The following is a 24,133-nucleotide window of genomic DNA, read 5'->3' as shown; positions in this document are numbered from 1 at the left end:
TTAAGCTCTTTAGCGCCGATGGTACTTGGTGGGAAGCTGCCTGGGAGAGTAGGACGTAGCCGCGTAATCTTTTTTATTTGTTAAAAATAAAAAATAAAGGGTTTATGTATACCTATGTAGAATTTAATTACTATGTGGGGAATGAATTTTATACATAAAAATAAAATTAAATAAATTTGAATATATTTAGGTTCTTATTGCAAGATTAATAGGGAAAGAGGTGGAAATCCTCTACAGTCCCCGCTACTGTGATGCAGACGAACTCTATTTACCACTGTTTTAACGGGAAGGTTAGAGTGAGGATGAAGCTAAGTCAGGAGACCTGCCTAGTATATTAATAACTAGGTTCTCGGGGTTATAGAATTTTAAGGTCAAATATTTTGTTTATAGATAAGCTGATAAAGACTTAACTCGAGTAGTTAAGTCTTTTTTGCGTAAAAATATAAGGAGGTAGTTATGCAACTTTTTGAACGTACTGTTGAAAATATACATCCATTGAGTAAATTACATATGAATGCAGCAAAAGAAAGATTAGATAGCCTGATAAAACCAGTGGGGAGCTTAGGAAAATTAGAAGATATATGTATACAGCTTTCTGGTATATTTGAAAAAAAATATTTTGATATAGATAAAAAAGCTATAATAGCATTTGCAGGAGATCATGGTGTTTATGAAGAAGGAGTAGCTCCAGATCCTCAAGTTATAACAAAGCTACAGTTTCCTAATTTTACGAAGGGAATATGTGGGGTAGGTGCAATATCTAAATTTGTTAATGCAGATGTATTTGCAATTGATTTAGGAATAAACACAGATGAAAAACTAGAGGGAGTTTTAGATTATAAAATTAGAAAAGGAACTTCTAATATGGCTAAAGGACCAGCTATGACTAGGGAAGAAGCTATAAGAGCTTTAGAGGTTGGAATTGAAATAACAAATGATTGCATATCAAAAGGTTATAATATAATAGGCATAGGAGAAATGGGAATTTGTAATACAACTCCAAGTAGTGCAATAGTTTCTGTTATAGCAGAATGTGATCCAATAGAGGTTACTGGAATAGGTGCGGGACTTAAAAAAGATAGAGTAGCTCATAAAGCTGAAATTATAAGAAAATCTATTAATTTAAATAGACCAAATAGATTAGATGGAGTTGATATACTATCTAAAGTAGGTGGTTTTGAAATAGCTGGAATGGCAGGGGTAATACTAGCTTGTGCTGCAAAAAGAATTCCAGTAGTTATAGATGGATTTATATCTTATGCAGCAGCACTTATAGCATATACTATAAATCCTACAACTAAGGAATATATGATTGCATCTCATACATCAGCTGAGCCAGGAGCTAAAAAATCTCTAGAAATTTTAGATTTAAATCCAATGCTTAATATGGATATGAGATTAGGAGAAGGAAGTGGAGCTGCATTAGCATTTAACATTATAGAGGCGGCGAACTTTACATATAAAAATATGTCTACTACTGATGAAGTAGACATAGGTAAATAAGAAGGTGAAACTATGAGCAAATTAATTTTGGTCACAGGAGGATCGAGGTCTGGGAAAAGTAATTTTGCAGAAAGTTTGTGTAGAAATAGAAATAACTCAACTGCATATATAGCAACATCTATTGCGTTTGATGAAGAAATGAAAGATAGAGTTAGAAAACATAAAGAAAGTAGGCCAAGTGATTGGAAAACCTATGAAATTTACAAGGATATATATTCAATAATAAATAATATAGATAATAATCATAAAACAGTTATACTAGACTGTGTAACTTTATTAGTTAATAATTTAATGTTTGAATATAATATAGATTTTGATAATTGTACAACTGAAGAAACTAATAAAATGGAAATATATATAAAAGACCAATTTGAAAAACTTATACAAGAGATAAAAAAAACAAATTTATATTTTGTAATGGTTACAAATGAATTAGGCATGAGTTTGGTACCTGACAATAAACTTTGTAGAGTTTATTCTGATATAGTAGGTAGAATAAATCAGTATATTGCAAATTATTCAGATGAAGTATATTTTGTAGTTAGTGGAATACCTATGAAAATTAAGGAGTAATTTATGAAAAGATTTATAGGAATATTGCAATTTTTAACAAGAATTCCTATTAGAGTAGATATAGGGTTTGATGAAGAATTCCATAAAACCATGTATTACTTTCCGCTAGTAGGATTTGTATTGGGAATTTTATATTTTATAATAGGGTCATTATCTAATTTAATGTTTGATGGATATATAACATCTGTAAATATATTAATAGCAACAGTTGTATTAACGGGTGGATTACATTTAGATGGAGTTGGAGATACATTTGACGGTATATATAGCTATAGAGACAAAGAGAAAATACTTGAGATAATGAAAGATTCAAGATTAGGTACTAACGCAATGTTATCAATATTATTTTTAATATTATTAAAAGTAGGCCTTATATATGCTATTGTAGAGTCTGGGCATTTATACAACTTAATATTTATGCCTGTATTTGCAAGAATGGCTATAGTGGTAGCTTCATATAAAAGTGTTACTCCAAGAAAAAATGGTATGGGAAACGTCTTCATAGGAAAACCAGACATTAAGATAATTGTTACAGGAATATTATATACTATTATAATAATTACTATTCTGAGCATATATATATTTAACTTAAATAATATAGATCTATATAAAATAATAGCATTTATACCAGTAATGATTATTTTAACAAGAATGTTTGTAAAATATATATACTCAAAAATTGATGGTATAACAGGGGATATATTAGGATGTACATCTGAATTAATGGAAGTTACATATTTAATATACATATATTTAATATTTGGATTAAAATAAGAGGTGAAAACATGTCTAGATTAATACTAGTAAGGCATGCAACAACTAATGATAATATAAACGGAAATTTATCTGGACACATAGATAGTAAATTAAGTGATAAGGGTAAATTACAGATAAATAAATTGAATGAATTTCTTAGAGAAGAAAAGATTGATATTATATACACAACTACATCTAGTAGAACCAAAGAAACGGTCAAAGATATAGCTAATAATAAAAAAATAAAAATAATAGAAAAAGAAACATTAAAAGAAATTAGTTTCGGAGATTTTGAAGGATTGGATTTTGAAACGATAAAGAATAAATATCCAAATGAGTTTCAAAAAATTATTGAAGAAGGATTTAATTATAAATATCCTAATGGAGAAAGCTTAATAGACTCTTACGAAAGAGTCTGTATAGAAATAGACAATATATTAAAAGAGAATGAAGATAAAACTATCCTATTATGTACACATGCAGGAACAATAAGAAATATAATTTCGCATTTAATAGGAAAGAGTTATAAATATCATTGGAATTTTAAAATAGATAATGCATCTGTAAGTGTTATAGATATAGTTGATGGATTTCCGGTGATTCAAACTCTTAATAATACAAGTTACTTAATAAATAAAACATCATAAATTGACATAAATTAGGTTTTTCGTTTGAAGATTAATAGGGAAGAAGGTTAGAATCCTTCGCAGCCCCCGCTACTGTAATATGGACGAAACTATTAGACACCACTGTATTTAAAACTACGGGAAGGGATAGGAGTAGAATGAAGTTAAGCCAGGAGACCTGCCTATTTTATGATAATCAAATCTTCGGGGTGAAGGATTTTAAAAATTGGTGAAGTATATACATTTTTAAAAGCCTATCCTCTAAATGGATAGGCTTTTTATTTTTTTATGCAAGCAAAATTTATAAGGAGATTAAAGACTATGAGTAAATCATTAATGTTTTTAGGAACTGCATCTAATGTAGGAAAAAGTACTTTAGCAGCAGGGTTATGTAGGATACTAAAACAAGATGGATATAAAGTTGCACCATTTAAATCTCAAAATATGGCTTTAAATTCATATATAACAAAAGACGGATTAGAAATGGGAAGAGCTCAAGTTACACAAGCTGAAGCTGCAGGAATTGAACCTGATGTAAGAATGAATCCAATCTTGCTTAAACCTTCTGGTAAAAATAGATGTCAGGTAATAGTAAGGGGGAAAGTACTAGAAAATGTTAGTGCCAGTACTTATCATGAATACAAAGATGAATTAGCTAAAATGCTAAAAGATATATATGAAGATTTAAGCAATGAATATGAAGTAGTTATCTTAGAAGGAGCAGGTAGTTGCGCAGAAATTAATTTAAAAGATAGAGACATAGCTAATATGGGGATGGCAGAAATAGCAGATGCACCTGTAATTTTAGTTGCAGATATTGATAGAGGCGGAGTTTTTGCTTCGATAGCAGGAACAATGCTTTTATTAGAAGAAAAGGAAAGAGCTAGAGTTAAAGGTGTAATAATAAATAAATTTAGAGGAACAGTAGAACTTTTACAATCAGGAATAGATATGCTAGAAGAAATTATAAAAGTTCCTGTTTTAGGGGTAGTCCCATATAGTGATTTGAATATAGAAGATGAAGATAGTGTAAGTGATAGATTTAAGAAACAGTTTAGAAAAAATGATATCAACATCGAAGTAATAAGGACTCCATACATGTCGAATTTTACAGATATTCATATGCTAGAAATACAAGAAGATGTAAGTGTTAGATATGTAGAAAGAGGTCAGTCACTTTCAGATCCGGATATGGTTATAATACCAGGAAGTAAAAATACAATAGAGGATTTAATTTACTTAAGAGAAAGTGGTTTGGAAAAACAAATAAAAGATATACAAAAACAAGGCAAGTTAGTTTTTGGAATATGTGGAGGGTATCAAATTTTAGGTAAAAAATTATATGATCCCCAAGGTGTAGAAGGAAATATAAAAGAAATAGATGGATTTGGGCTTTTAGATTTTAATACTACTTTTGAGAATGAAAAAGTTACTACACAAGTAGAAGCTATTATAAATAATAATTTAAATGGCTATTTAAAATCGCTAGGGAATATAAAGATAAAAGGGTATGAGATTCACATGGGAATAAGTGAAGGTATGGATAATCATTTTAATACTATTGTTAAAAAATTAGATAAAGACACTTTTTATCAGGAAGGATGTGTAAATAAAGAAGGCAATGTAATAGGGACATACTTACATGGTATCTTTGACAATGCAGAATTTACAAGAGGATTAATAAATTCAATAAGAGAAAATAAAGGATTAGAAAAAATAGATACAAGTATAAATTCTTTCGAAGAATTTAAAGACAAGGAATATGACAAGTTAGCGGATATATTAAGAAACTGTTTGGATATTGATAAAATATATGAAATTATAAATGGTTAGGTGAAGTTATGAAAAAAATATTAATAGCGGGAACAAATAGTGGAGTAGGAAAAACAACTATATCATTAGGTATAATGCAAGCTCTAACTAAAAGAAAATTAAAAGTACAGCCATATAAAGTTGGACCAGATTATATAGATCCATCTTACCATACCTTTATAACAGGTAGAGATTCAAGAAATTTAGATTCATATATGCTAGATGATGAAAAAATTAAATACATAGTGAAAAATGCTTCTAAAGATGCAGATATATCAGTAATTGAGGGAGTAATGGGACTTTACGATGGTTTTGGAATAGATTTAAACTCATGTACAAGCTCATACACATCAAAAATTTTAAAAGCTCCAGTTATATTAGTCATAAATGGAAAAGCAATGTCATCCTCAGCAGCAGCTATGGTATTGGGATATAAAAATTTAGATATGGATGTAAATATAAAAGGTGTAATTGTAAACAATGTAAAAACTCAAGGGCACTATGAACTTATAAAAGAATCTATAGAAACATATTGTAAGGTTGAGGTATTAGGATACTTTCCACCTAATGAGAAATTTTCCTTAGAATCGAGACATTTGGGGTTAGTTCCAAGTGTAGAAATAGATTCTTTAAAAGATAAGTTTGATAATCTTGGGGATGAAATAGAGAAATATATAAATATAGATAGATTAATAGAAATTTCAGAAAGTGATGAAATAGAAAGTAGTTTTAATTTAAATAATTTACCCAAGTTTAAGAATAAAAAAATTGCAGTAGCTTATGATAAAGCATTTAATTTTTACTACAAAGAAAATCTAGAAGTACTGGAGTATATGGGAATAGAAATTATAAAGTTTAGCCCGCTTAAAGATAAATGTGTTCCAAAGGCTGACTGTATATACATAGGAGGAGGATTCCCAGAGATATTCTCAAGAGAATTACATGATAATGAAAGCATGAGAATTTCTATAAGAAAATCGCATGAAAGTAATATGCCTATATATGCTGAATGTGGAGGATTGATGTACTTAGGAGAAAAACTTAGAGCTTCAGATGGTAACGAATACAATATGGTAGGAATTTTTAAAGGGACTAGTGAAATGACTAAATCTCTTAAAAGGTTTGGATATTGTGATGGAAAAGCTAAATTTGATACAGTTCTTTCTAAGAAAGGAGATGTAATTAAAGGGCATGAATTTCATCACTCAGTGTTCAATAGCCAAGAAGAATGTGCATATACAATGATAAAAAAGAGGGGAAATAAAGTAGTTGATAAATGGGATGGAGGATATTCTAAAAATAACACTTTAGCAACTTATTTGCATACTCATTTTTATAATAATTTGGATGCCTTAATAAGATTTATAGGTGATAGAAATGAGTAGTTTAATAATAGGAACAATGGTAGTTGCTTATATACTAGATTTAATAATAGGAGATCCATATTCATTTCCACATCCAGTTAGGTTTATTGGAAATTTAATAAGGTTTGTAGAAACTAAAATAAGAGATATAGCAAAAAATTCAAAACAGTTAAAGATAGGTGGATTTGTATTGTGGTTTATAACTGTTGGGACTACATTTTTAGTAACTTATTTAGTGTTAAATTTATTTCTATTAAGTAAAGTAATGTATTTAGTTGTAGCTTCAATAATTTTATATACTACTTTATCAACAAAATGCTTAGCTGATGAAGCTAAAAAGATATATGAGGTTTTAAAAACAGGAGATATAAAAAAATCAAGGAAACAATTGTCTTATATAGTTGGAAGAGATACAACTAATTTAAATGAACAAGAAATAATAAGAGCGACAGTTGAAACGGTAGCTGAAAATACTGTAGATGGAATAATAGCACCTATGATGTATGGCTTTATAGGAGGACCAGTTTTAGCTATGTCATATAAAGCTATAAATACACTAGACTCTATGGTGGGATATAAAAATGATAAGTATAAGGATATAGGATTTGCTTCAGCGAAAATTGATGATATAGCAAATTTTATACCTGCAAGAATAACTCCGTTTTTTATGATGCTAGCAAGTTTTATACTTGGATTTAATGCGAAAAAAAGTATATATATAGCAATGAGAGATAGAAAAAATCATAAAAGTCCAAACTGTGCATATGCAGAAGGTGGAGTAGCTGGAGCTTTAGAAATTCAACTAGGTGGAACTAATATGTATTTTGGGCAAGAGGTTTATAAACCTACAATAGGAGATAAAGAGAGAGAATTAGAAGTAGAAGATATTATAAGGACTAACAAAATAATGTACGTTACATCTTTTGTAGCACTAGTAATTTTTTCGGTTATAACATATTTAATATTTATGTAGATAGAAGGTGAAAAGATGAATAATCTTGGACATGGAGCTAATGTAGAAGACATGTGTCGAAATTATAATAAAGACCCTAAAGATATAATAGATTTTAGTTCTAATATAAATCCATACTTGATAGATAACTTGGATAAATACTTACTTGAAGGATTGAAAGAGTGTGTTAAATATCCAGATATAGAATATACAAGATTAAAAAAAAATATATCTGATTATTTAGGTATTGATAGTTCATTTATAATACCAGGAAATGGAGCAACAGAAATTATATATCTTTTAATGAAAAGCATAGGGAAAAGAATTGCAATACTAAATCCTACATTTTCAGAATATGAAAGAAGCGCGAAGTTGAGTAATTTAGATGTATTAAATCTTTATTTAAACAAAGATAAAAATTTCGATTTAGATATAGAAAACATAGAAAGTAATATAAGTAAATTTGATAGTTTATTTATATGTAATCCATCAAATCCAATAGGCAAAGTATATAAACTTGAACAATTATTAAAAGTTTTAAGTGATAACAATAAACTCTTAATAATTGATGAAACATTTATGGAGTTTGTGGAAGATGAAGAAAGGTATAGTTTAGTAAAGTACATAAAAGATTACCCAAACATATTTATAATTAAAGCTGTTACAAAATTCTTTGGAATGCCGGGTATAAGATTAGGCTACGGTATCTGCAGTAATAAGGATTTACTACAAAAAATATATGAGATAAAAGAACCTTGGAGTATAAATACTTTTGCGGATATATTTTCAAATTATATTTTTAAAGAGGAAAAATATATAAAAAATAGTAAAAAATTTTTTGTTAAAGAAAGAAAATTCATGCTGGAAAACTTAGCTAGAATTAAAAATATAAAAGTATATGATACAAATACTAATTTTATATTGATTAAGTTAAAAAACAAAAAGGCTAATGAGTTAAGGCAAGAATTATTTTTGAAAGGAGATATTCTTATAAGAGATGCATCTAATTTTAAAAATTTAGATGAGAGCTATATAAGAGTTGCTGTAAAAACTCACGAAGAAAATTTAAAACTATTAAATCAAATAAATAAAATTCTAGGAGAATAGAATGAAATCACATGGAATATGCCCAGCATCTTGTGGGGAATTTGTTCAAGGTATGATAAAAGATAAAGAGTACCTATCATCTTATGCAATAGATAAGTATTCAACTGTAACGCTAGAAGAAAAATTAGAAAATATAAATAGAGGTCCTCTAAAAGCTAGAAGAGCATTAGAAGAGATTTTTAAATATTTTGATTTACCAAGAAAAGATTTGAAAAATATATCTATAGATATAAGAAGTGATATCCCTATAGGTAAAGGGATGGCAAGTTCAACAGCAGATATAGGAGCTACGATAAAAGCAACTTTAAATCTTATAGGAAAAGATTTAGATGAATATGAGATATCTAAAATTGCAACAAAAATAGAACCAACAGATTCTATTTATATAAAAGAAAATACAATATTTAATCCTTTAGATGCTAATGTTATAAGAAAGTTAGGAGTAATAGATAGAGGCAAAGTTATAATACTAGAGCCTAATGAAACATTAAGCACAAGGCATATAAGAAAAAAAGAAAACTATCATAAGTTAAAAAGACAAAATAAGTACATAATTGAATATGCTTTTAAGCTATTGGGAGAAGGAATAAGTAAAAAGGATCTGATGTTAATAGGACAAGCTTGCAATATAAGTAGTGTAGCTAATGAAAATATACATAAAAAAAGATATTTAAATGAAATAATGGATATTTCAAAAGAATATGGAGCTTGTGGTGTTAACATAGCACATAGTGGAACTGTAATAGGAATACTATTAGAACCAGATATGGATGAAGAAAAAATAAAAACTAAACTTTTAGATAAAAAAATAGATAAAAAATATAAAAAAATATATACAGCTAATATAATGGCTGGGGGACTTAGGAGTGAATAAAATGGAATATGTTAAAAATCCTATGATGATAGAAAGTAAAAGTTTTGAGATAATTCAAGGAATAATAGATGAAATAAGACCTGACTATAAGTTTAAGAATGAATTAGAAGAAAAAATTATAAAAAGAGCTATACATACTACTGCAGACTTTGAATACTTAGATATATTAAAAATATCAGACACAGCAGTACAAAAAATAATAGATGCACTAAAAGATAATGCAACTATATATACTGATACTAATATGGCTCTAAGTGGAATAAATAAAAAGAGATTAGAAGCATTAGGGTGTAAATACAAATGTTTTGTGAGTGATGAAGGTGTTGCTAAGCTAGCAAAAGAAAAAGGCATAACAAGATCAATGGCAGCTGTTGAAGTTGCAGCTAAAGAAGAAGGTAAAAAAATATTTGTACTTGGTAATGCTCCAACTGCTTTATATAAAGTTATGGAAATGAAGAATTCAAAAGAGCTTGAAGTTGAAGCTGTAGTTGGAGTACCTGTTGGATTTGTAGGAGCAGCAGAATCAAAAGATGAATTAGAAAAAACGGATATTCCTTATATAATATCAAAAGGTAGAAAAGGTGGGAGTAATCTCGCAGCAGCTATAATAAATGCAATTTTATATGCAATGTAAGGTGACTTTATGGAAGAGTATGTTTATATTGATGGAAAGAAATATAAGAGAGGTTATACTACGGGATCATGTGCTACTGCTGCAGCTAAAGCAGCAACATATATGTTGTTAACTAAAAATAAAATAGAAACTATAAATATAGATACACCTAAAGGAATACCTCTAAATTTAAAAGTAGATAACATAGATATTAATGAAAAATATGCACAATGTTCAATACAAAAAGATGGAGGGGATGATATAGATGCAACTCATAAGATGCATATTTATGCGAGAGTTGAATTTATAGAATCTAAAGAGATTGTAGTCACAGGAGGAACTGGAGTCGGAAGAGTTACAAAAAAAGGCTTGGGAATAGCAATTGGAGAGTCTGCTATAAACAAAACTCCAAGAGCTATGATAAATAGTGAAGTTAGAAAAGTTATAGGTAATGATAAGGGTGTTAAGATTACTATATTTGCTCCTGAAGGTGAGAAAATAGCTCAAAAAACTTTTAATCCGAGGTTAGGGATAGTAGATGGAATATCTATAATTGGTACTACAGGGATAGTAGAACCAATGAGTGATGAAGGATGGAAAAAATCACTATCTATAGAACTTGAAATGAAAAGAGCACAAGGTTTAGAAAAAATTATTTTAGTTCCAGGTAATCACGGAGAGATGTTTGTTAGAGATTCTTTAAAAATTGATATGAAGTATGTTGTTAGAACAAGTAATTTTATAGGATACATGTTAAAAGAAGCTCAAAGAATAGGCTTTAAGAAAATCCTAATGGCAGGCCATCTTGGAAAGTATGTAAAAATAGCAGGTGGAATATTTAATACACATAGTAAGGTAGCTGATGCTAGAAATGAAATATTAATAGCAAATTTGGCAATTATGAATGCACCTTTTGATCTTATAAAAAAGGTAAATGAATGTGTTACAACAGAAGAGTTTATAGAGATATTAGATACAGATATCTATATAGAATATAAAACAATCTACAACACACTTTCAAATAAATGTAAAAACAGAATAGACATCTATTTAAACGATGATGAAATAGACGTAGAAGTAATGATATTTTCTATGGAAAAAGAATTGCTTGGAGAATCAGATAAAGCTAATTGCTTGAAGGAGGAATTTTGTGATTAATATCATTGGATTAGGTCCGGGTAACGTAGGATACTGTACGAAATTAGGAGAAGAATTAATATATAATTCAGATGTATTAATAGGTGGAAGAAGAAATTTAGAAAGTATTACAAACTTTGAAGGTGAAAAAATAGAGTTAAACACAAATTTAAAAGAAGTTGTAGAGTATCTAAAATTAAATAAAGATAAAAACATCTCTGTAATAGCATCAGGAGATCCATCAATATATGGAATAGGTAAGTATCTATATGAGAACATTGATAAAAGTAATTTGAATTTAGTCCCCGGAATAAGTTCGATGCAATATATATTTTCTAAAATATGTATTGATATGAACGATTTATATATAACTAGCAGTCATGGTAAAATTCCAAACTTTGACTATATATTAAATCACAGTAAAGTTTGCATGGTAACTGATAAAAAAATAGGACCAAAAGAAATAGCAGAAGAGATACTAATAAGGAATTTAAAAAAGGTTATGATTGTTGGTGAAAATTTATCTTATAACAATGAAAAAATAACAATAGCAAAACCTATAGATATTATGAAAATAGAAAAATTTGATATGAATGTAGTGGTGATACTAGATGAAAAATAGTGAGTTTATAACAGGAGATGTTCCTATAACAAAAGAAGAAGTTAGAGCAATTTCTATAAATAAGTTGAATTTAAAAGATAAAAAAACATTCTTAGACATTGGAGCAGGAACAGGTAGTGTTAGTGTCGAAATAGCATATAACTATCCAAATATTGATGTAATATCAATTGAATGTAAGGATAAAGCAATTGAATTAATAAATAAAAATATAGAGAAGTTTAACTTAGAAAATATTGAAGTTATAAAGGGATATGCCCCTTTAGATATAGGTAAGAAAGTAGATTCTATATTTATCGGAGGAAGTGGTCCTAATTTAAATGAAATACTAAAATGGGCTAAGGAAAACTTAAATGTTAATGGAACTTTAGTAGCTAATTTTATAATAATAGATACATTTTATAAAACCTTAAATTTATTGAAAGAATTAGGGTTTGAAGATATAGAAGCTACTATGTTAAATGTAGCTAAACTAGAGAAGTTAGGAAAAGGTGAGTATTTCAAGCCTTTAAATCCAATATATATATTATCTTGTAAAAAGGGAGAGAGAGACTATGAATAAAGTACATTTTGTAGGGGCAGGGCCAGGAGATAAAGATTTAATAACATTAAAAGGATACAAACTATTAAACGAAGCAGATGTAGTTATATATGCAGGTTCATTAGTAAATCCAGCATTACTAGAATACTGTAAAGAAGGTTGTGAAATACATAACAGTGCATCTATGGATTTAAATCAAATTATAGATGTTATGGAAAAAGGAATAAAGGCTGGGAAACAGGTTGTAAGACTTCAAACTGGAGATTTTTCAATTTATGGATCTATAAGAGAGCAAGTTGAAGAATTAGTAAAATTAGATATAGATTATGATTGTACACCTGGAGTAAGTTCATTTTTAGGAGCTGCATCAGCATTAGGTGTTGAGTATACAGTGCCTGAAATATCTCAAAGTGTTGTTATAACAAGAATGGAAGGAAGAACTCCAGTACCTGAAAAAGAAAGCATAGAGTCTTTTGCAAAACATCAGACATCGATGGCTATATTTTTATCAGTACATGATATAGAAAAAGTAGTTGAAAGACTACATGAAGGTGGATATCCAATGGATACTCCTATAGCAGTTGTATATAAAGCAACATGGCCAGAAGAAAAAGTAGTAAAAGGAACAATGGAGAATATAGCACAAAAAGTTAAAGAAAATGATATAAATAAAACTGCTTTAATTTTAGTTGGAAGATTTTTAGGTGAAGAGTACAAAAACTCTAAGTTATATGATAAGGACTTTAAGCATGAGTACAGAAAGTAAAATAGCTTTTATATCAGTAACAAAAAATGGTAGAGATTTGTCCATAAATATCAAAAACTTACTAGGAGAAGGCGATATTTATGTAACTGAAAAACTATTTGAAAAAATAGATCTAACAAACAATGATTTATATGTCATAGAAGGTAGTTTATCAAGCTTTACATCTAAGTTATTTGAAAGATATGAGGTATTAATATTTATAATGGCGACTGGAATAGTAGTAAGATCTATTTCAAGTCATATAAAAAATAAACTAGAAGACCCAGCTATATTAGTAATAGATGAAAAAGGAAAAAATGTAATAAGTCTACTTAGCGGTCATATTGGTGGAGCTAATGAAATGACTAATTATATAAGTAGCCTTATAGATGCGAATCCAGTTATAACTACAGCAACAGACGTTAACAATAAAAGCTCGCTAGATATGATTGCTAAAAACCTAAACGCTCATATAGACAACTTTAGAGAAAATGTAAAAGATATAAATTACTTATTGGTTAATGATGGAAACATAGGAATATATATAGATGGAGATTATAAGGTTGATACAAGAGGATTTACAACCATTAAAAATATTAATGAATTCCATAGGATAAACAATTTAGATAAAATTATCTATATAACTAATAAAGATGCAACGGATATAAATGATAAAAGAATAATAAAGGTTATTCCAAAAGATATTGTAATAGGAATTGGATGTAGAAGAAATACATCTTATGAAGACATTAAAAACTCATTAGAAGACCTTTTAAATAAATATAATTTAAGTAAAAACTCCATAAAAGAAATAGGAAGTGTAGAGATTAAAAAAGATGAAGAAGGTATTATAGAGCTAGCAAAAAATTTGAAAGTACCTTTTAAAACTGTAAGTATAGAAAAAATACAAGAGGTTGAAGATAAATTTGAAAAATCGGAATTTGTAAAAAAAAACATTGGAGTTTACTGTGTGGCAGAACCGGTAGCTTATATACTTAGTAACGAAAACCTTATAGTTAAAAAACATAAATATAAGGGAATAACTTTTTCGATAGGGAGATTGAAGATATGATCTATGTAATAGGTATAGGACCTGGAAGTAAAGAAATGATGACTATTCAAGCTATAGAAGCTATGAAAGAGAGCGATGTAATAGTGGGATATAAAACGTATATAAACTTAGTAACTGACTTTATAAAAGATAAAGAAGTTCTACAAAATGGAATGAGACAAGAAATAGACAGATGTAAACAAGCTGTAGAAATAGCTAAACAAGGCAAAAAGGTAGCGGTTATAAGTAGCGGTGATGCAGGAATATATGGAATGGCTGGACTTATATTAGAGTTAGTAACTCAAGAAGAACAAGATATAAAGGTAAAAGTAGTTCCAGGAGTTACTGCAAGTATAGGTGCTGCAGCTATATTAGGAGCTCCTATAATGCATGACTTTTGTCATATAAGTTTAAGTGATTTATTAACTCCTTGGGAAGTTATAGAAAAAAGATTAAGATTGGCAGCAGAAGCTGATTTTGTAATATGTTTATATAACCCAAGAAGTAAAGGAAGAAGTGAACATTTAAGTAAAGCATTTAAAATAATGAGCGAATTTAAGGATGGGAAAACTCCAGTAGGTATAGTAAAAGATGTTGGAAGAGAAAAAGAAGAAAAGTTTATATGTACATTTGATACTATGGATTTTGAAAGAGTAGATATGACTACTATGGTTATAATAGGAAACAAATCTACATTTATACATGAAGACTTAATGATAACACCAAGAGGTTATAATATATGATTTTAGTTTTGGGAGGAACATCAGACAGTATAAAAATATGCAGATTACTAAATGAGTATAAAAAAGAATATATATTATCGGTAACAACACAATATGGAGCTGATTTAGCAAATGGAATTTCTAAAAATGTAGTAGTTAAAAGAATGGACAAAGAATATATGACTAAATTTATGAAAGAAAATAATATACGTTTAGTTATAGATGCAACTCATCCGTATGCAATTGAAGTGTCTAAAAATGTTATCGAAGTATCTAATAATATAAAAGTTGATTATATAAGATATGAAAGAAAGTCACTTTTAGAAGAATTAAGTTACGATAAAGTAATAAAGGTTAAAAGTACAGAAGAAGCTTATGAAAAAGCTAACGAATTAGGAAAAAATATATTTTTAGGAACGGGAAGTAAAACGCTAAAAGAATTTACTGAAAATTTAAAAGGTAAAAAAATAGTAGCTAGGGTATTGCCTACAAGTGATGTAATAAAAATATGTGAAGATGCTGGATTAAATGCAGATAACATTATAGCTATGAAAGGACCCTTTAGTGAATCAATAAATGAAGAAATGTACAAACATTACGCAGTAGATTTAGTAATTACTAAAGAAAGTGGTATTGAAGGCGGATTTTTAGAAAAAGTTAATGCAGCTAAAAAATTAGACATACCAGTTATTGTGATAATTAGAGAAAAAATAAATTACCCAAATGTAATTAACTATATAAATGATATAAATGGATTAATAGTGGAGGATTAGGAATGAAAAAAGCAGTTTTAGTTGTTAGCTTTGGAACTAGTTATAAAGAAACTAGAGAAAAGACTATAGAAGCTTGTGAAAATAAAATAAGAAATGCATTTGAAGATTATGACTTTTTTAGAGCATTTACATCTAATATGATTATAAGAAAATTAAAAAATAGAGATAACATACATATTGAAAACCCAATAGAAGCTTTAGAGAGATTATACAAAGAAGGCTACAGTGAAGTTATAGTACAGACACTACATATAATCTGTGGAGAAGAATATACAAAACTAAAAGAACAAATAAGTCAGTATGAAGATAAATTTGAAAATATAACATTAGGAAGACCGCTTTTAAGTCAAATAGAGGATTATAAAGAAACAGTAGAAGCTTTAAAATTACAAATACCAGAATTAGAAAAAGATGAAGCTGTAGTATTTATGGGGCATGGAACAGAACATGAAGCACATAGTGCATATCCAGCCCTAGATTATATGTTAAAGCAAGAGAATATTAGAGCTTATGTTGGAACGGTAGAAGGATACCCAGAAATCGAAGAGGTTATAGTTAATCTAAAAAAAGACAATGTATCAAAAGTTAGATTAATGCCATTTATGTTAGTAGCAGGAGACCATGCGATAAATGATATGGCTAGTGATGAAGAAGATTCATGGAAATCTATATTAAATAAAAAAGGGTTTGACACAAAAGTACATTTACAAGGCTTAGGAGAAAATAAGTATATACAAGATAAATTTGTAAAACATGCACTAGACTGTAAAGAAGTAGTAAATGGGGGAGGATGCTAAGATGGCTAAATTTTATGGAATAGGAACAGGACCTGGAGATAGTGAGTTAGTAACAGTGAAAGCTGTTAATACGTTAAAAAAACTAGATATTTTATATACACCAGAAGCTAAAAGAGAGGGAAATAGTTTAGCATTAAGTATAGTAGAAGAGTATTTACCTAAAGATTTAAAAATAAAACAAAGACATTTTCCTATGAATTTTAATGATGGAGAAAAAATAATTGCTTGGAATAGAGTTGCAGATGAAATAATAGAGGATGTTAAAGAAGGAAAAAATGTTGGATTTGTAACTTTAGGAGATCCGATGATATACAGTACATATGTATATATAATGGAAAGACTTATAGACAAGATCGATGTTGAAACAATACCAGGAATTTCATCATTTTCAAATATAGCATCTAATCAAAATTTCCCATTAGTTATGGATAGAGAACCTTTAATAATAGTCCCTTGTACAATAGATGAAGAAAGAATAGACTATGCTTTAGAAAATTATAGTTCCATTGTGCTTATGAAGGTTTATAAAAACTTTAGTGCAATAGTTGATAAGTTAGAAAAGAATAATTTATTAGAATATTCTATATTAGTTAGTAACTCATCTCTAGATAATGAAGTGGTGTATAATAATTTAAGAGAGGTTGATTTAGAAAATAAAATATCTTATTTTTCTACGATATTAGTAAATAAAGAAAATACTAAAGTAGGATAAATTGGAGGATTATATGAATTTTGCAGTAGTAGGAGTTAATCATAACGATACACCTATAAACATAAGAGAATGTGTATCTTTTACGGATACACAGAAAATAGAGAGTATTAACTTCTTACTAGATAATGGTATACAAGAGGTTGTGATATTATCTACATGTAATAGAAGTGAAATATATATATATTCAAAAAATATATTAGATAAAGTAGAAGTGGTAAAAGATTTTTACGAAGACTTTTTTAATGTAGAAGATATAAAAAAATATTTATTCTGCGAGGTTGGAGAAGAAGCTATATCACATATATTTAATGTATCATCTGGGTTAGACTCGATAGTTTTAGGTGAAGATCAGATTTTAGGACAAGTAAAAGATGCTCATGAGTTTTCAAGACAATTAGGTGCAAGTAAAAAAGTACTTAATAAGTTATTTAGAGAAGCTATAACAGTAGCTAAAGATATAAAAACAACAACTAAAATATCTCAACAACCACTATCTATAAGTTATATAGCAATAAAGTCTTTAAAAGATAAAGTATGTTCACTAGAAGGTAAAAATGCTTTAGTTATAGGTATTGGAAAAATGAGCAAATTAGCAATGAAACATCTAGAAGAAGAAAAGTTAAATAGTATATATGTAACCAATAGAAGTTATGAAAAATTAAAAGATATTCAAGATGAATATAAAAATTTGATACCTATAAAATATGAAGATAGATACAATGTTATGAATGAGGTAGATGTAGTAATAAGTGCTACTGCATCACCTCATACTGTAATAAAAAAAGAAAGTATGCCAACCCTAGATAAAAAAATCATAATGATGGATATAGCTTTGCCAAGAGATATAGATAAGAATTTAAACGAACTTGACAAGGTAGAAGTTTATGACATTGATGATTTAAAGAAAATAAGTAATGAAAATGATAAAAAAAGAAGAGAATTAGCATGTGTTGGCGAATTAATAATAAAAGAAAAAATTGAAGAGTTTAAGGAGTGGTTAGAAACTATAAAAATAGATCCGACTATACAATCTTTAAATGACAAATGCGCAGACATAAGAGAAGATACACTGGATTATATATATAGGAAATTAGATTTAAACTGTAGAGAAAAAAAGATTGTAGATAAAATGTTAACCTCTGCATTAAAAAGACTAATTAGAGAGCCTATAATTAATTTAAAACAGATAAAAGACAGTGGAAAGCAAGAAGAATATATAAAAATAGTTGAAGAATTATTTGATTTGCAATAAATATGGGACAAAAGGAGATTAGGTATGAAAATCATAGTAGGTAGCAGAGGAAGTAATTTGGCTCTTACTCAAACAAACTGGGTTATAAGTGAATTGAAGAAACATCATTCAGATGTAGATTTTGAAATTAAAGTAATAAAAACTAAGGGGGATTTAATCCAGAATGTTTCTTTAGACAAAATAGGAGATAAAGGTTTATTTGTAAAAGAAATAGAACAACAATTACTAGATGGTAAGATTGACATAGCAGTTCATAGTATGAAAGATATGCCATCATGTTTGCCAGACGGATTAAAATTTGCAGGTATACCAAAGAGAGAAGATGTAAGAGATGTACTTATACTTAAAGATGGATACAATTCGTTGGAAGAACTACCTAAAGGTGCTAAAATTGGAAGTGGAAGTAAACGAAGAAAATATCAATTATTAAATCATAGACCTGATTTAAATATATTACCTATAAGAGGGAATATAGAAACAAGAATGAGAAAAATAGAAGATGAAAACTTAGATGGGGTTATACTGGCGGCAGCAGGACTTATAAGAGCAGGACTTGAAGAAAAAATAAGTTGCTATTTAGACATAGATACCATTATACCAGCACCTGCACAAGGAGCTTTAGGAATCGAAATAAGACAAGGAGACTCTAAGGTTGAAGGGATATTAAATTGCCTAACTGATGAGGTTTCTGAAATTCAAGTAAGCGCAGAAAGAGGCTTCCTAGATGGAATAAATGGAAGTTGTCACATTCCTATAGGAGCTCATTGCTATGTGGATGGAGAAAATATAAGCTTAGTAGGATTATATGGTGATGAGGAAGGTAAAAAACTTATCACTAAGACGATAAATGGAAAATCATCAGAAGCTAGAGCGCTAGGATTAGAGTTAGCTAAATTAATTTCAAAGGAGTTTGAGTCTTATGAAGGGTAAAGTTTACTTAGTTGGAGCAGGACCTGGTGATTATAAACTTATGACGCTAAAAGGTATAGAGTGTATAAAAAAGGCGGATGTTATAGTTTATGATAGACTTGCTAATGATAAGTATTTAAAAGAAGCAAAAGAAAATTGTGAATTTATATATGTTGGTAAAGCCTCTAGCAACCATGTTTTACCACAAGATCAGATAAATGAAGTTATAACGAAAAAAGCTAAAGAAGGAAAAATAGTAACACGCTTAAAAGGCGGTGATCCATATGTGTTTGGAAGAGGTGGAGAAGAAGCTGAATTCCTTTTAGATAATAATATAGATTTTGAAGTAGTTCCAGGAATAACATCTGCGATAGGTGGACTTTGTTATGCAGGAATTCCTATAACTCACAGAGACTATGCATCTTCTTTTCATGTTATAACAGGACATTTAAAAGATGATGAAAATGATGAGTTAAATTGGAATGCATTAGCAAATAATGAAGGTACACTAGTATTTTTAATGGGTATTGCTAATCTTAAAAAGATAAGTGAAAACTTAATAAAAGAAGGAAAATCAAAAGATACACCTGTTGCACTTATAAGTTGGGCAACTAGGTATAATCAAAGAGTAGTTACAGCTACATTAGAAAATGTATATGAAACAGCTATAATTGAAAAAGTTAAGCCACCAACACTTATAGTAGTAGGGGACGTAGTTAAACTTAGAGATAAGTTGAATTTCTTTGAAAATAAGCCGTTATTTGGGAAAAACATATTAGTAACTAGAGCTAGAACACAAAGCAGTAAACTAGTAGAAAAAATAATGGATTTAGGTGGTAACCCTATAGAAGTACCAACTATAAAAATAGAAAAAATAGAAAATAACCTAGAACTAGAAAAAGAAATAGAAAATATTAAAGAATACAATTACTTAATACTGACTAGTCAAAATGGAGTAAATATATTCTTTGATAAATTGAATTCAATGAATTTAGATATAAGAGCTTTAAGCAATTTAAAAATATGTGCTGTTGGACCTGCGACAGCGAAGGAATTAAAAAGTAGAGGAATAATAGCAGATATAGTTCCTGAAAAATTCGTAGCAGAAGCTATGTATGATGAGCTAAAGAGTATTTTAAAGAAGGAAGATAAAATATTAATTCCGAGAGGTGTAAACGCAAGAGATTTCTTAGTAGATAAGTTAAGCGAAATTTGTACTATAAAAGAAGTTCATACATATAAAACTGTATTAGAAGATGAAAATAAAGAAGAAATAATAAGCTTATTAAATGAAGAAATAGTAGATTATATAACATTTACAAGTTCATCTACAGTTTCTAATTTTATTGATATAATAGGTAAGGAGAATATAGATAAATTAAAAAATGTAAAAGTTATATCTATAGGGCCTATAACTAGCAATACAGCTAAAGAATTAGGGTTAGAAGTTTATAAAGAACCAACTAACTACACTATAAATGATTTAATAGACTGTATTATAAAAGACAATTAAAAATAGGGGGAATTAAAACATGTTAAGAAGACCAAGAAGATTAAGAAAGAGTGCTGCAATAAGAGATTTAGTAAGGGAAACAGTATTAAATGTAAATGACTTAATATATCCTTTATTTGTAGTAGAAGGAGAAAATATAAAAGAGGAAATACCATCTTTACCAGAGGTATATCATTTCTCAATAGATAAATTAGAAGAAGAAATAAAAGAAGTAAGAGGATTAGGAATACAACATGTATTATTATTTGGAGTTCCGGATGAAAAAGATCCATTTGGAAAAGAAGCATATAATGATAATGGAATAGTACAACAAGCAATAAGAAAAATAAAAGAAATAGATCCTGATATGTGTGTTACAACTGATGTTTGTATGTGTCAATATACAAGTCATGGACATTGTGGAATATTAACTGATAAAGGATATGTAGATAATGACCAAACATTAGAGTATTTAACTAAAATAGCTGTAAGTCATGCAAAGGCTGGAGCAGATATAGTAGCACCTTCAGATATGATGGATGGAAGAATACAAGCTATGAGAGAAGGCTTAGATAAAGAAGGATTCGAAACTGTAGCTATAATGTCATACAGTGTAAAATACGCATCTAATTTCTATGGACCATTTAGAGATGCAGCAGGATCTGCACCATCATTTGGAGATAGAAAAACATATCAAATGGACCCAGCTAACTCAAATGAAGCTTTAATAGAAGCTGAACTTGATGTTTTAGAAGGGGCTGATATGTTAATGGTAAAACCAGCATTATCATATTTAGATGTAATAAGAAGAGTAAAAGATAACTTTGATTTACCTTTAGTAGCTTACAACGTAAGTGGAGAATACTCAATGTTAAAACTTGCAGTTAAAGAAGGGTTATTAAATGAAGCTGCTATATATGAATCAGTTATGTCAATAAAGAGAGCTGGAGCAGATATAATAATAACTTACTTTGCAAAAGATATAGCTAAATTAATTAGGGGGTAACACCAAATGAGAAAGAATGAAAAGTCACTAAAAATATATGAAGAAGCAACTAAGTACATACCAGGTGGCGTAAACAGCCCAGTTAGAGCATTTAAATCAGTAGGATTAGACCCTGTTTTTATAGATAGAGCAGAAGGTTGCAAAATATATGATGTAGATGGAAATGAATATATAGATTATATATGTTCATGGGGTCCACTTATGTTAGGGCATAGTCCAAAAGAAATAGTTGATGGAATAGAAGAGATAGTTAAAAAAGGTACAAGTTATGGAGTTCCAACAGCTATTGAAGTTGATATGGCTAAAATTATAGTAGAAGCTTATCCAGCTATAGATCAAGTTCGTATGGTTAACTCAGGAACTGAGGCTACTATGAGTGCTTTAAGAGTAGCAAGAGCTTACACTAATAGAAATAAAATACTAAAATTTGAAGGATGTTACCATGGTCACTCAGATGCACTTTTAGTTAAATCAGGTTCAGGAACTATAACTTATGGAGTTCCAACAAGCCCTGGAGTACCTGATGATGTAGTTAAAGATACCTTAGTAGCTAGATATAATGATATAGAAGCAACTAAAGCTATGTTTGAAGAACATGGACACGAAATTGCAGCAGTTATTCTAGAAACTGTAGCAGGTAATATGGGAGTTGTTCCAGGAAAAAAAGAATTTATACAATTCTTAAGAGATATAACTAAAGAATATGGAACTGTTTTAATATTTGATGAAGTTATAACTGGATTTAGATTAGCTTATAATAGTTCGGTTGGATACTTTGGAATAGAACCTGATATGGCTTGTTTTGGTAAAATAATAGGTGCTGGATTGCCAGTAGGTGCTTATGGTGGTAAAAAAGAGATAATGGATATGGTATCTCCAGTAGGTCCTGTATATCAAGCAGGTACTTTATCAGGAAATCCTCTAGCTATGTACATGGGTAAAAAGAACTTAGAGATATTAAGAGATAGACCAGAAGTGTACAGTGAATTAGAAAGAAAAGCTATAAAGCTTGAAGAAGGACTTAGAAATAATGTTAAAGAACTAGGATTAAATTATACTGTTAATAGAGCAGGTTCATTAGTTTGTTTATTCTTTGCAGAAGGTCCTATAGAAAACTATGATGATGTTACAAAGTGTAACGTTCCAATGTTTAATAAATACTTTGAAGAATTATTAAATAGAGGGGTATTACTTGCTCCTACTCAATTTGAAGCAATGTTTTTATCTAATGCACATACTGATGAAATAATAGAAGAAACTATTAAAGCTAGTTATGAAGCTTTAAAAGCTACTCATAATTTATAAAAATTAATGCGTTAAATGATAATTTATCATTTAACGCATTTTTTACTGATTTTATGATGATGTTATACTAATGTAAATAAAGGTATATAAGAGAGGAGTAAATGATGAATTATCCTATAATGTTAGATTTGAAAGGAAAGAAAATAACTATAGTTGGAGGAGGAAAAGTAGCTTATAGAAAAGCATGTAACTTTATAAATTTTGGATATAAAGTGGAAGTTGTTGCATTAGAATTCATTGAAGAATTCAATTATATAAATGAAAAAGTTAACTTTATACATGCTGAGTATAATGAATTATATATAGAAAGTAGTTTTTTGGTTATTGCTGCAACTAATAATAGAAAAATTAATGAAAGTATCGGTATATTTTGCAGAGAAAAAGGTAAACTAGTTAATGTAGTTGACAATCCAAGTTTATCAAATTTTATAGTACCATCAGTATTAAAAAGAGGAGATCTAATAATTGGAGTTTCAACTTCTGGAAAAAGTCCTTCATTAGCAGCTAAAATAAAGAAAGATTTAGAAAGCACTTACGACGATAGCTATGAAGAATATGTAAAACTTTTAGGGCATATAAGAAATGAAATTTTAAAAAAATATGATGATCCTTTGGAAAAAAAGAAATTATTAAATGAAATAGTTAATTTGAATTTAGATGAATTAAAAAAATATAATATTTGATTTATGTTGAAATTTAGAGGTTTAGACTTAATAAGCTTAAATGTTTTATAAAAAATAAAATAAAATTTTAAAAAAGTGTTGACTTACTTATTAAATGAGAGTATAGTATTACTTGTCCTTAAGAAACGGACGAAACGAAAAACACAAAATGAACTTTGAAAATTAAACAGTAGGTTAATTATAAAAATTCTTTTTAAAGAATTAAACAA

General features: G+C 28.7%; 25 protein-coding genes and 2 riboswitches. All 25 genes read left to right on the top strand.

All coding sequences use genetic code 11. From position 1 onward, the window contains the following. Window positions 1–170 precede the first annotated feature (170 nt). A riboswitch (cobalamin riboswitch) is annotated at window positions 171–344 on the top strand. Between the two features lie 112 nt (window positions 345–456). After that, on the top strand, window positions 457–1,503 hold the full coding sequence (gene cobT, locus ACEXNK_RS17310) for a nicotinate-nucleotide--dimethylbenzimidazole phosphoribosyltransferase (RefSeq protein ID WP_373601197.1): 1,047 nt from the start codon (window positions 457–459) through the stop codon (window positions 1,501–1,503). A 12-nt stretch (window positions 1,504–1,515) separates the two neighbouring features. Next, complete coding sequence (cobU, locus tag ACEXNK_RS17305; RefSeq protein ID WP_373601198.1) at window positions 1,516–2,076, top strand: bifunctional adenosylcobinamide kinase/adenosylcobinamide-phosphate guanylyltransferase; 561 nt, start codon at window positions 1,516–1,518, stop codon at window positions 2,074–2,076. Between the two features lie 3 nt (window positions 2,077–2,079). After that, complete coding sequence (cobS, locus tag ACEXNK_RS17300) at window positions 2,080–2,850, top strand: adenosylcobinamide-GDP ribazoletransferase (RefSeq protein WP_373601199.1); 771 nt, start codon at window positions 2,080–2,082, stop codon at window positions 2,848–2,850. Between the two features lie 11 nt (window positions 2,851–2,861). After that, complete coding sequence (locus tag ACEXNK_RS17295; protein WP_373601200.1) at window positions 2,862–3,479, top strand: histidine phosphatase family protein; 618 nt, start codon at window positions 2,862–2,864, stop codon at window positions 3,477–3,479. Further along, a riboswitch (cobalamin riboswitch) is annotated at window positions 3,476–3,658 on the top strand. Its footprint overlaps the gene before it by 4 nt. A gap of 121 nt (window positions 3,659–3,779) precedes the next feature. Further along, window positions 3,780–5,291 (top strand): cobyric acid synthase, encoded by a 1,512-nt coding sequence (locus ACEXNK_RS17290; RefSeq protein ID WP_373601201.1) that lies wholly within the window; start codon window positions 3,780–3,782, stop codon window positions 5,289–5,291. A gap of 8 nt (window positions 5,292–5,299) precedes the next feature. Further along, window positions 5,300–6,655 (top strand): cobyrinate a,c-diamide synthase, encoded by a 1,356-nt coding sequence (locus tag ACEXNK_RS17285; RefSeq protein ID WP_373601202.1) that lies wholly within the window; start codon window positions 5,300–5,302, stop codon window positions 6,653–6,655. Next, window positions 6,648–7,607 carry an adenosylcobinamide-phosphate synthase CbiB gene (cbiB, locus tag ACEXNK_RS17280; protein ID WP_373601203.1) on the top strand — a complete coding sequence of 320 codons (960 nt, stop codon included), beginning with the start codon at window positions 6,648–6,650 and terminating at the stop codon, window positions 7,605–7,607. The genes ACEXNK_RS17285 and cbiB overlap by 8 nt, the downstream gene beginning before the upstream one ends. 15 nt (window positions 7,608–7,622) lie before the next feature. Continuing rightward, window positions 7,623–8,693, top strand: coding sequence for a pyridoxal phosphate-dependent aminotransferase (locus tag ACEXNK_RS17275; protein ID WP_373601204.1), 1,071 nt, complete (start codon window positions 7,623–7,625; stop codon window positions 8,691–8,693). Window position 8,694: 1 nt separating this feature from the next. Next, window positions 8,695–9,567: a GHMP family kinase ATP-binding protein gene (locus ACEXNK_RS17270; RefSeq protein WP_373601205.1), complete on the top strand. Its 873-nt coding sequence runs from the start codon at window positions 8,695–8,697 to the stop codon at window positions 9,565–9,567. 1 nt (window position 9,568) lies between these two features. Continuing rightward, window positions 9,569–10,201 carry a cobalt-precorrin-8 methylmutase gene (locus ACEXNK_RS17265; RefSeq protein WP_373601221.1) on the top strand — a complete coding sequence of 211 codons (633 nt, stop codon included), beginning with the start codon at window positions 9,569–9,571 and terminating at the stop codon, window positions 10,199–10,201. 9 nt (window positions 10,202–10,210) lie between these two features. After that, window positions 10,211–11,338: a cobalt-precorrin-5B (C(1))-methyltransferase CbiD gene (gene cbiD / locus ACEXNK_RS17260; RefSeq protein WP_373601206.1), complete on the top strand. Its 1,128-nt coding sequence runs from the start codon at window positions 10,211–10,213 to the stop codon at window positions 11,336–11,338. Further along, on the top strand, window positions 11,331–11,939 hold the full coding sequence (locus tag ACEXNK_RS17255; RefSeq protein WP_373601207.1) for a cobalt-precorrin-7 (C(5))-methyltransferase: 609 nt from the start codon (window positions 11,331–11,333) through the stop codon (window positions 11,937–11,939). Before cbiD ends, ACEXNK_RS17255 begins: the two co-directional genes overlap by 8 nt. Further along, window positions 11,929–12,498: a decarboxylating cobalt-precorrin-6B (C(15))-methyltransferase gene (locus ACEXNK_RS17250; protein WP_373601208.1), complete on the top strand. Its 570-nt coding sequence runs from the start codon at window positions 11,929–11,931 to the stop codon at window positions 12,496–12,498. The genes ACEXNK_RS17255 and ACEXNK_RS17250 overlap by 11 nt, the downstream gene beginning before the upstream one ends. After that, window positions 12,491–13,243 carry a cobalt-precorrin-4 methyltransferase gene (locus tag ACEXNK_RS17245; protein ID WP_373601209.1) on the top strand — a complete coding sequence of 251 codons (753 nt, stop codon included), beginning with the start codon at window positions 12,491–12,493 and terminating at the stop codon, window positions 13,241–13,243. The genes ACEXNK_RS17250 and ACEXNK_RS17245 overlap by 8 nt, the downstream gene beginning before the upstream one ends. Then, entirely contained in the window at window positions 13,227–14,294 is a 1,068-nt protein-coding gene (cbiG, locus tag ACEXNK_RS17240; protein ID WP_373601617.1) for a cobalt-precorrin 5A hydrolase, read from the top strand. The genes ACEXNK_RS17245 and cbiG overlap by 17 nt, the downstream gene beginning before the upstream one ends. Beyond that, window positions 14,291–15,016 carry a precorrin-3B C(17)-methyltransferase gene (gene cobJ, locus ACEXNK_RS17235; RefSeq protein WP_373601211.1) on the top strand — a complete coding sequence of 242 codons (726 nt, stop codon included), beginning with the start codon at window positions 14,291–14,293 and terminating at the stop codon, window positions 15,014–15,016. The genes cbiG and cobJ overlap by 4 nt, the downstream gene beginning before the upstream one ends. Then, window positions 15,013–15,768, top strand: a complete 756-nt coding sequence (locus ACEXNK_RS17230) for a cobalt-precorrin-6A reductase (RefSeq protein ID WP_373601212.1) — start codon at window positions 15,013–15,015, stop codon at window positions 15,766–15,768. The genes cobJ and ACEXNK_RS17230 overlap by 4 nt, the downstream gene beginning before the upstream one ends. A 2-nt stretch (window positions 15,769–15,770) precedes the next feature. Next, window positions 15,771–16,565, top strand: coding sequence for a sirohydrochlorin cobaltochelatase (locus ACEXNK_RS17225; RefSeq protein ID WP_373601213.1), 795 nt, complete (start codon window positions 15,771–15,773; stop codon window positions 16,563–16,565). Between the two features lies 1 nt (window position 16,566). After that, the gene (locus ACEXNK_RS17220; protein ID WP_373601214.1) at window positions 16,567–17,277 is read left to right on the top strand and encodes a cobalt-factor II C(20)-methyltransferase; all 711 of its coding nucleotides are present in this window, start codon (window positions 16,567–16,569) and stop codon (window positions 17,275–17,277) included. Between the two features lie 13 nt (window positions 17,278–17,290). Continuing rightward, window positions 17,291–18,529 (top strand): glutamyl-tRNA reductase, encoded by a 1,239-nt coding sequence (gene hemA / locus ACEXNK_RS17215; RefSeq protein WP_373601215.1) that lies wholly within the window; start codon window positions 17,291–17,293, stop codon window positions 18,527–18,529. A 24-nt stretch (window positions 18,530–18,553) separates the two neighbouring features. After that, a complete protein-coding gene (gene hemC, locus ACEXNK_RS17210) occupies window positions 18,554–19,459 on the top strand; it encodes a hydroxymethylbilane synthase (protein WP_373601216.1) in 906 nt (301 codons plus the stop codon). Continuing rightward, window positions 19,449–20,951, top strand: a complete 1,503-nt coding sequence (gene cobA, locus ACEXNK_RS17205) for a uroporphyrinogen-III C-methyltransferase (protein WP_373601217.1) — start codon at window positions 19,449–19,451, stop codon at window positions 20,949–20,951. Before hemC ends, cobA begins: the two co-directional genes overlap by 11 nt. Window positions 20,952–20,970: 19 nt before the next feature. Continuing rightward, window positions 20,971–21,936, top strand: coding sequence for a porphobilinogen synthase (hemB, locus tag ACEXNK_RS17200; protein ID WP_373601218.1), 966 nt, complete (start codon window positions 20,971–20,973; stop codon window positions 21,934–21,936). Between the two features lie 6 nt (window positions 21,937–21,942). Continuing rightward, entirely contained in the window at window positions 21,943–23,241 is a 1,299-nt protein-coding gene (hemL, locus tag ACEXNK_RS17195; protein ID WP_373601219.1) for a glutamate-1-semialdehyde 2,1-aminomutase, read from the top strand. 104 nt (window positions 23,242–23,345) lie between these two features. Continuing rightward, window positions 23,346–23,924 (top strand): precorrin-2 dehydrogenase/sirohydrochlorin ferrochelatase family protein, encoded by a 579-nt coding sequence (locus ACEXNK_RS17190; RefSeq protein WP_373601220.1) that lies wholly within the window; start codon window positions 23,346–23,348, stop codon window positions 23,922–23,924. Window positions 23,925–24,133: the final 209 nt, after the last annotated feature.

This window comes from Paraclostridium bifermentans, assembly GCF_964259345.1.
GTDB lineage: Bacteria > Bacillota > Clostridia > Peptostreptococcales > Peptostreptococcaceae > Paraclostridium > Paraclostridium bifermentans_B.
Note: the sequence above shows the minus strand (reverse complement) of the source record. Positions and strands in the feature narration are given on the sequence as shown.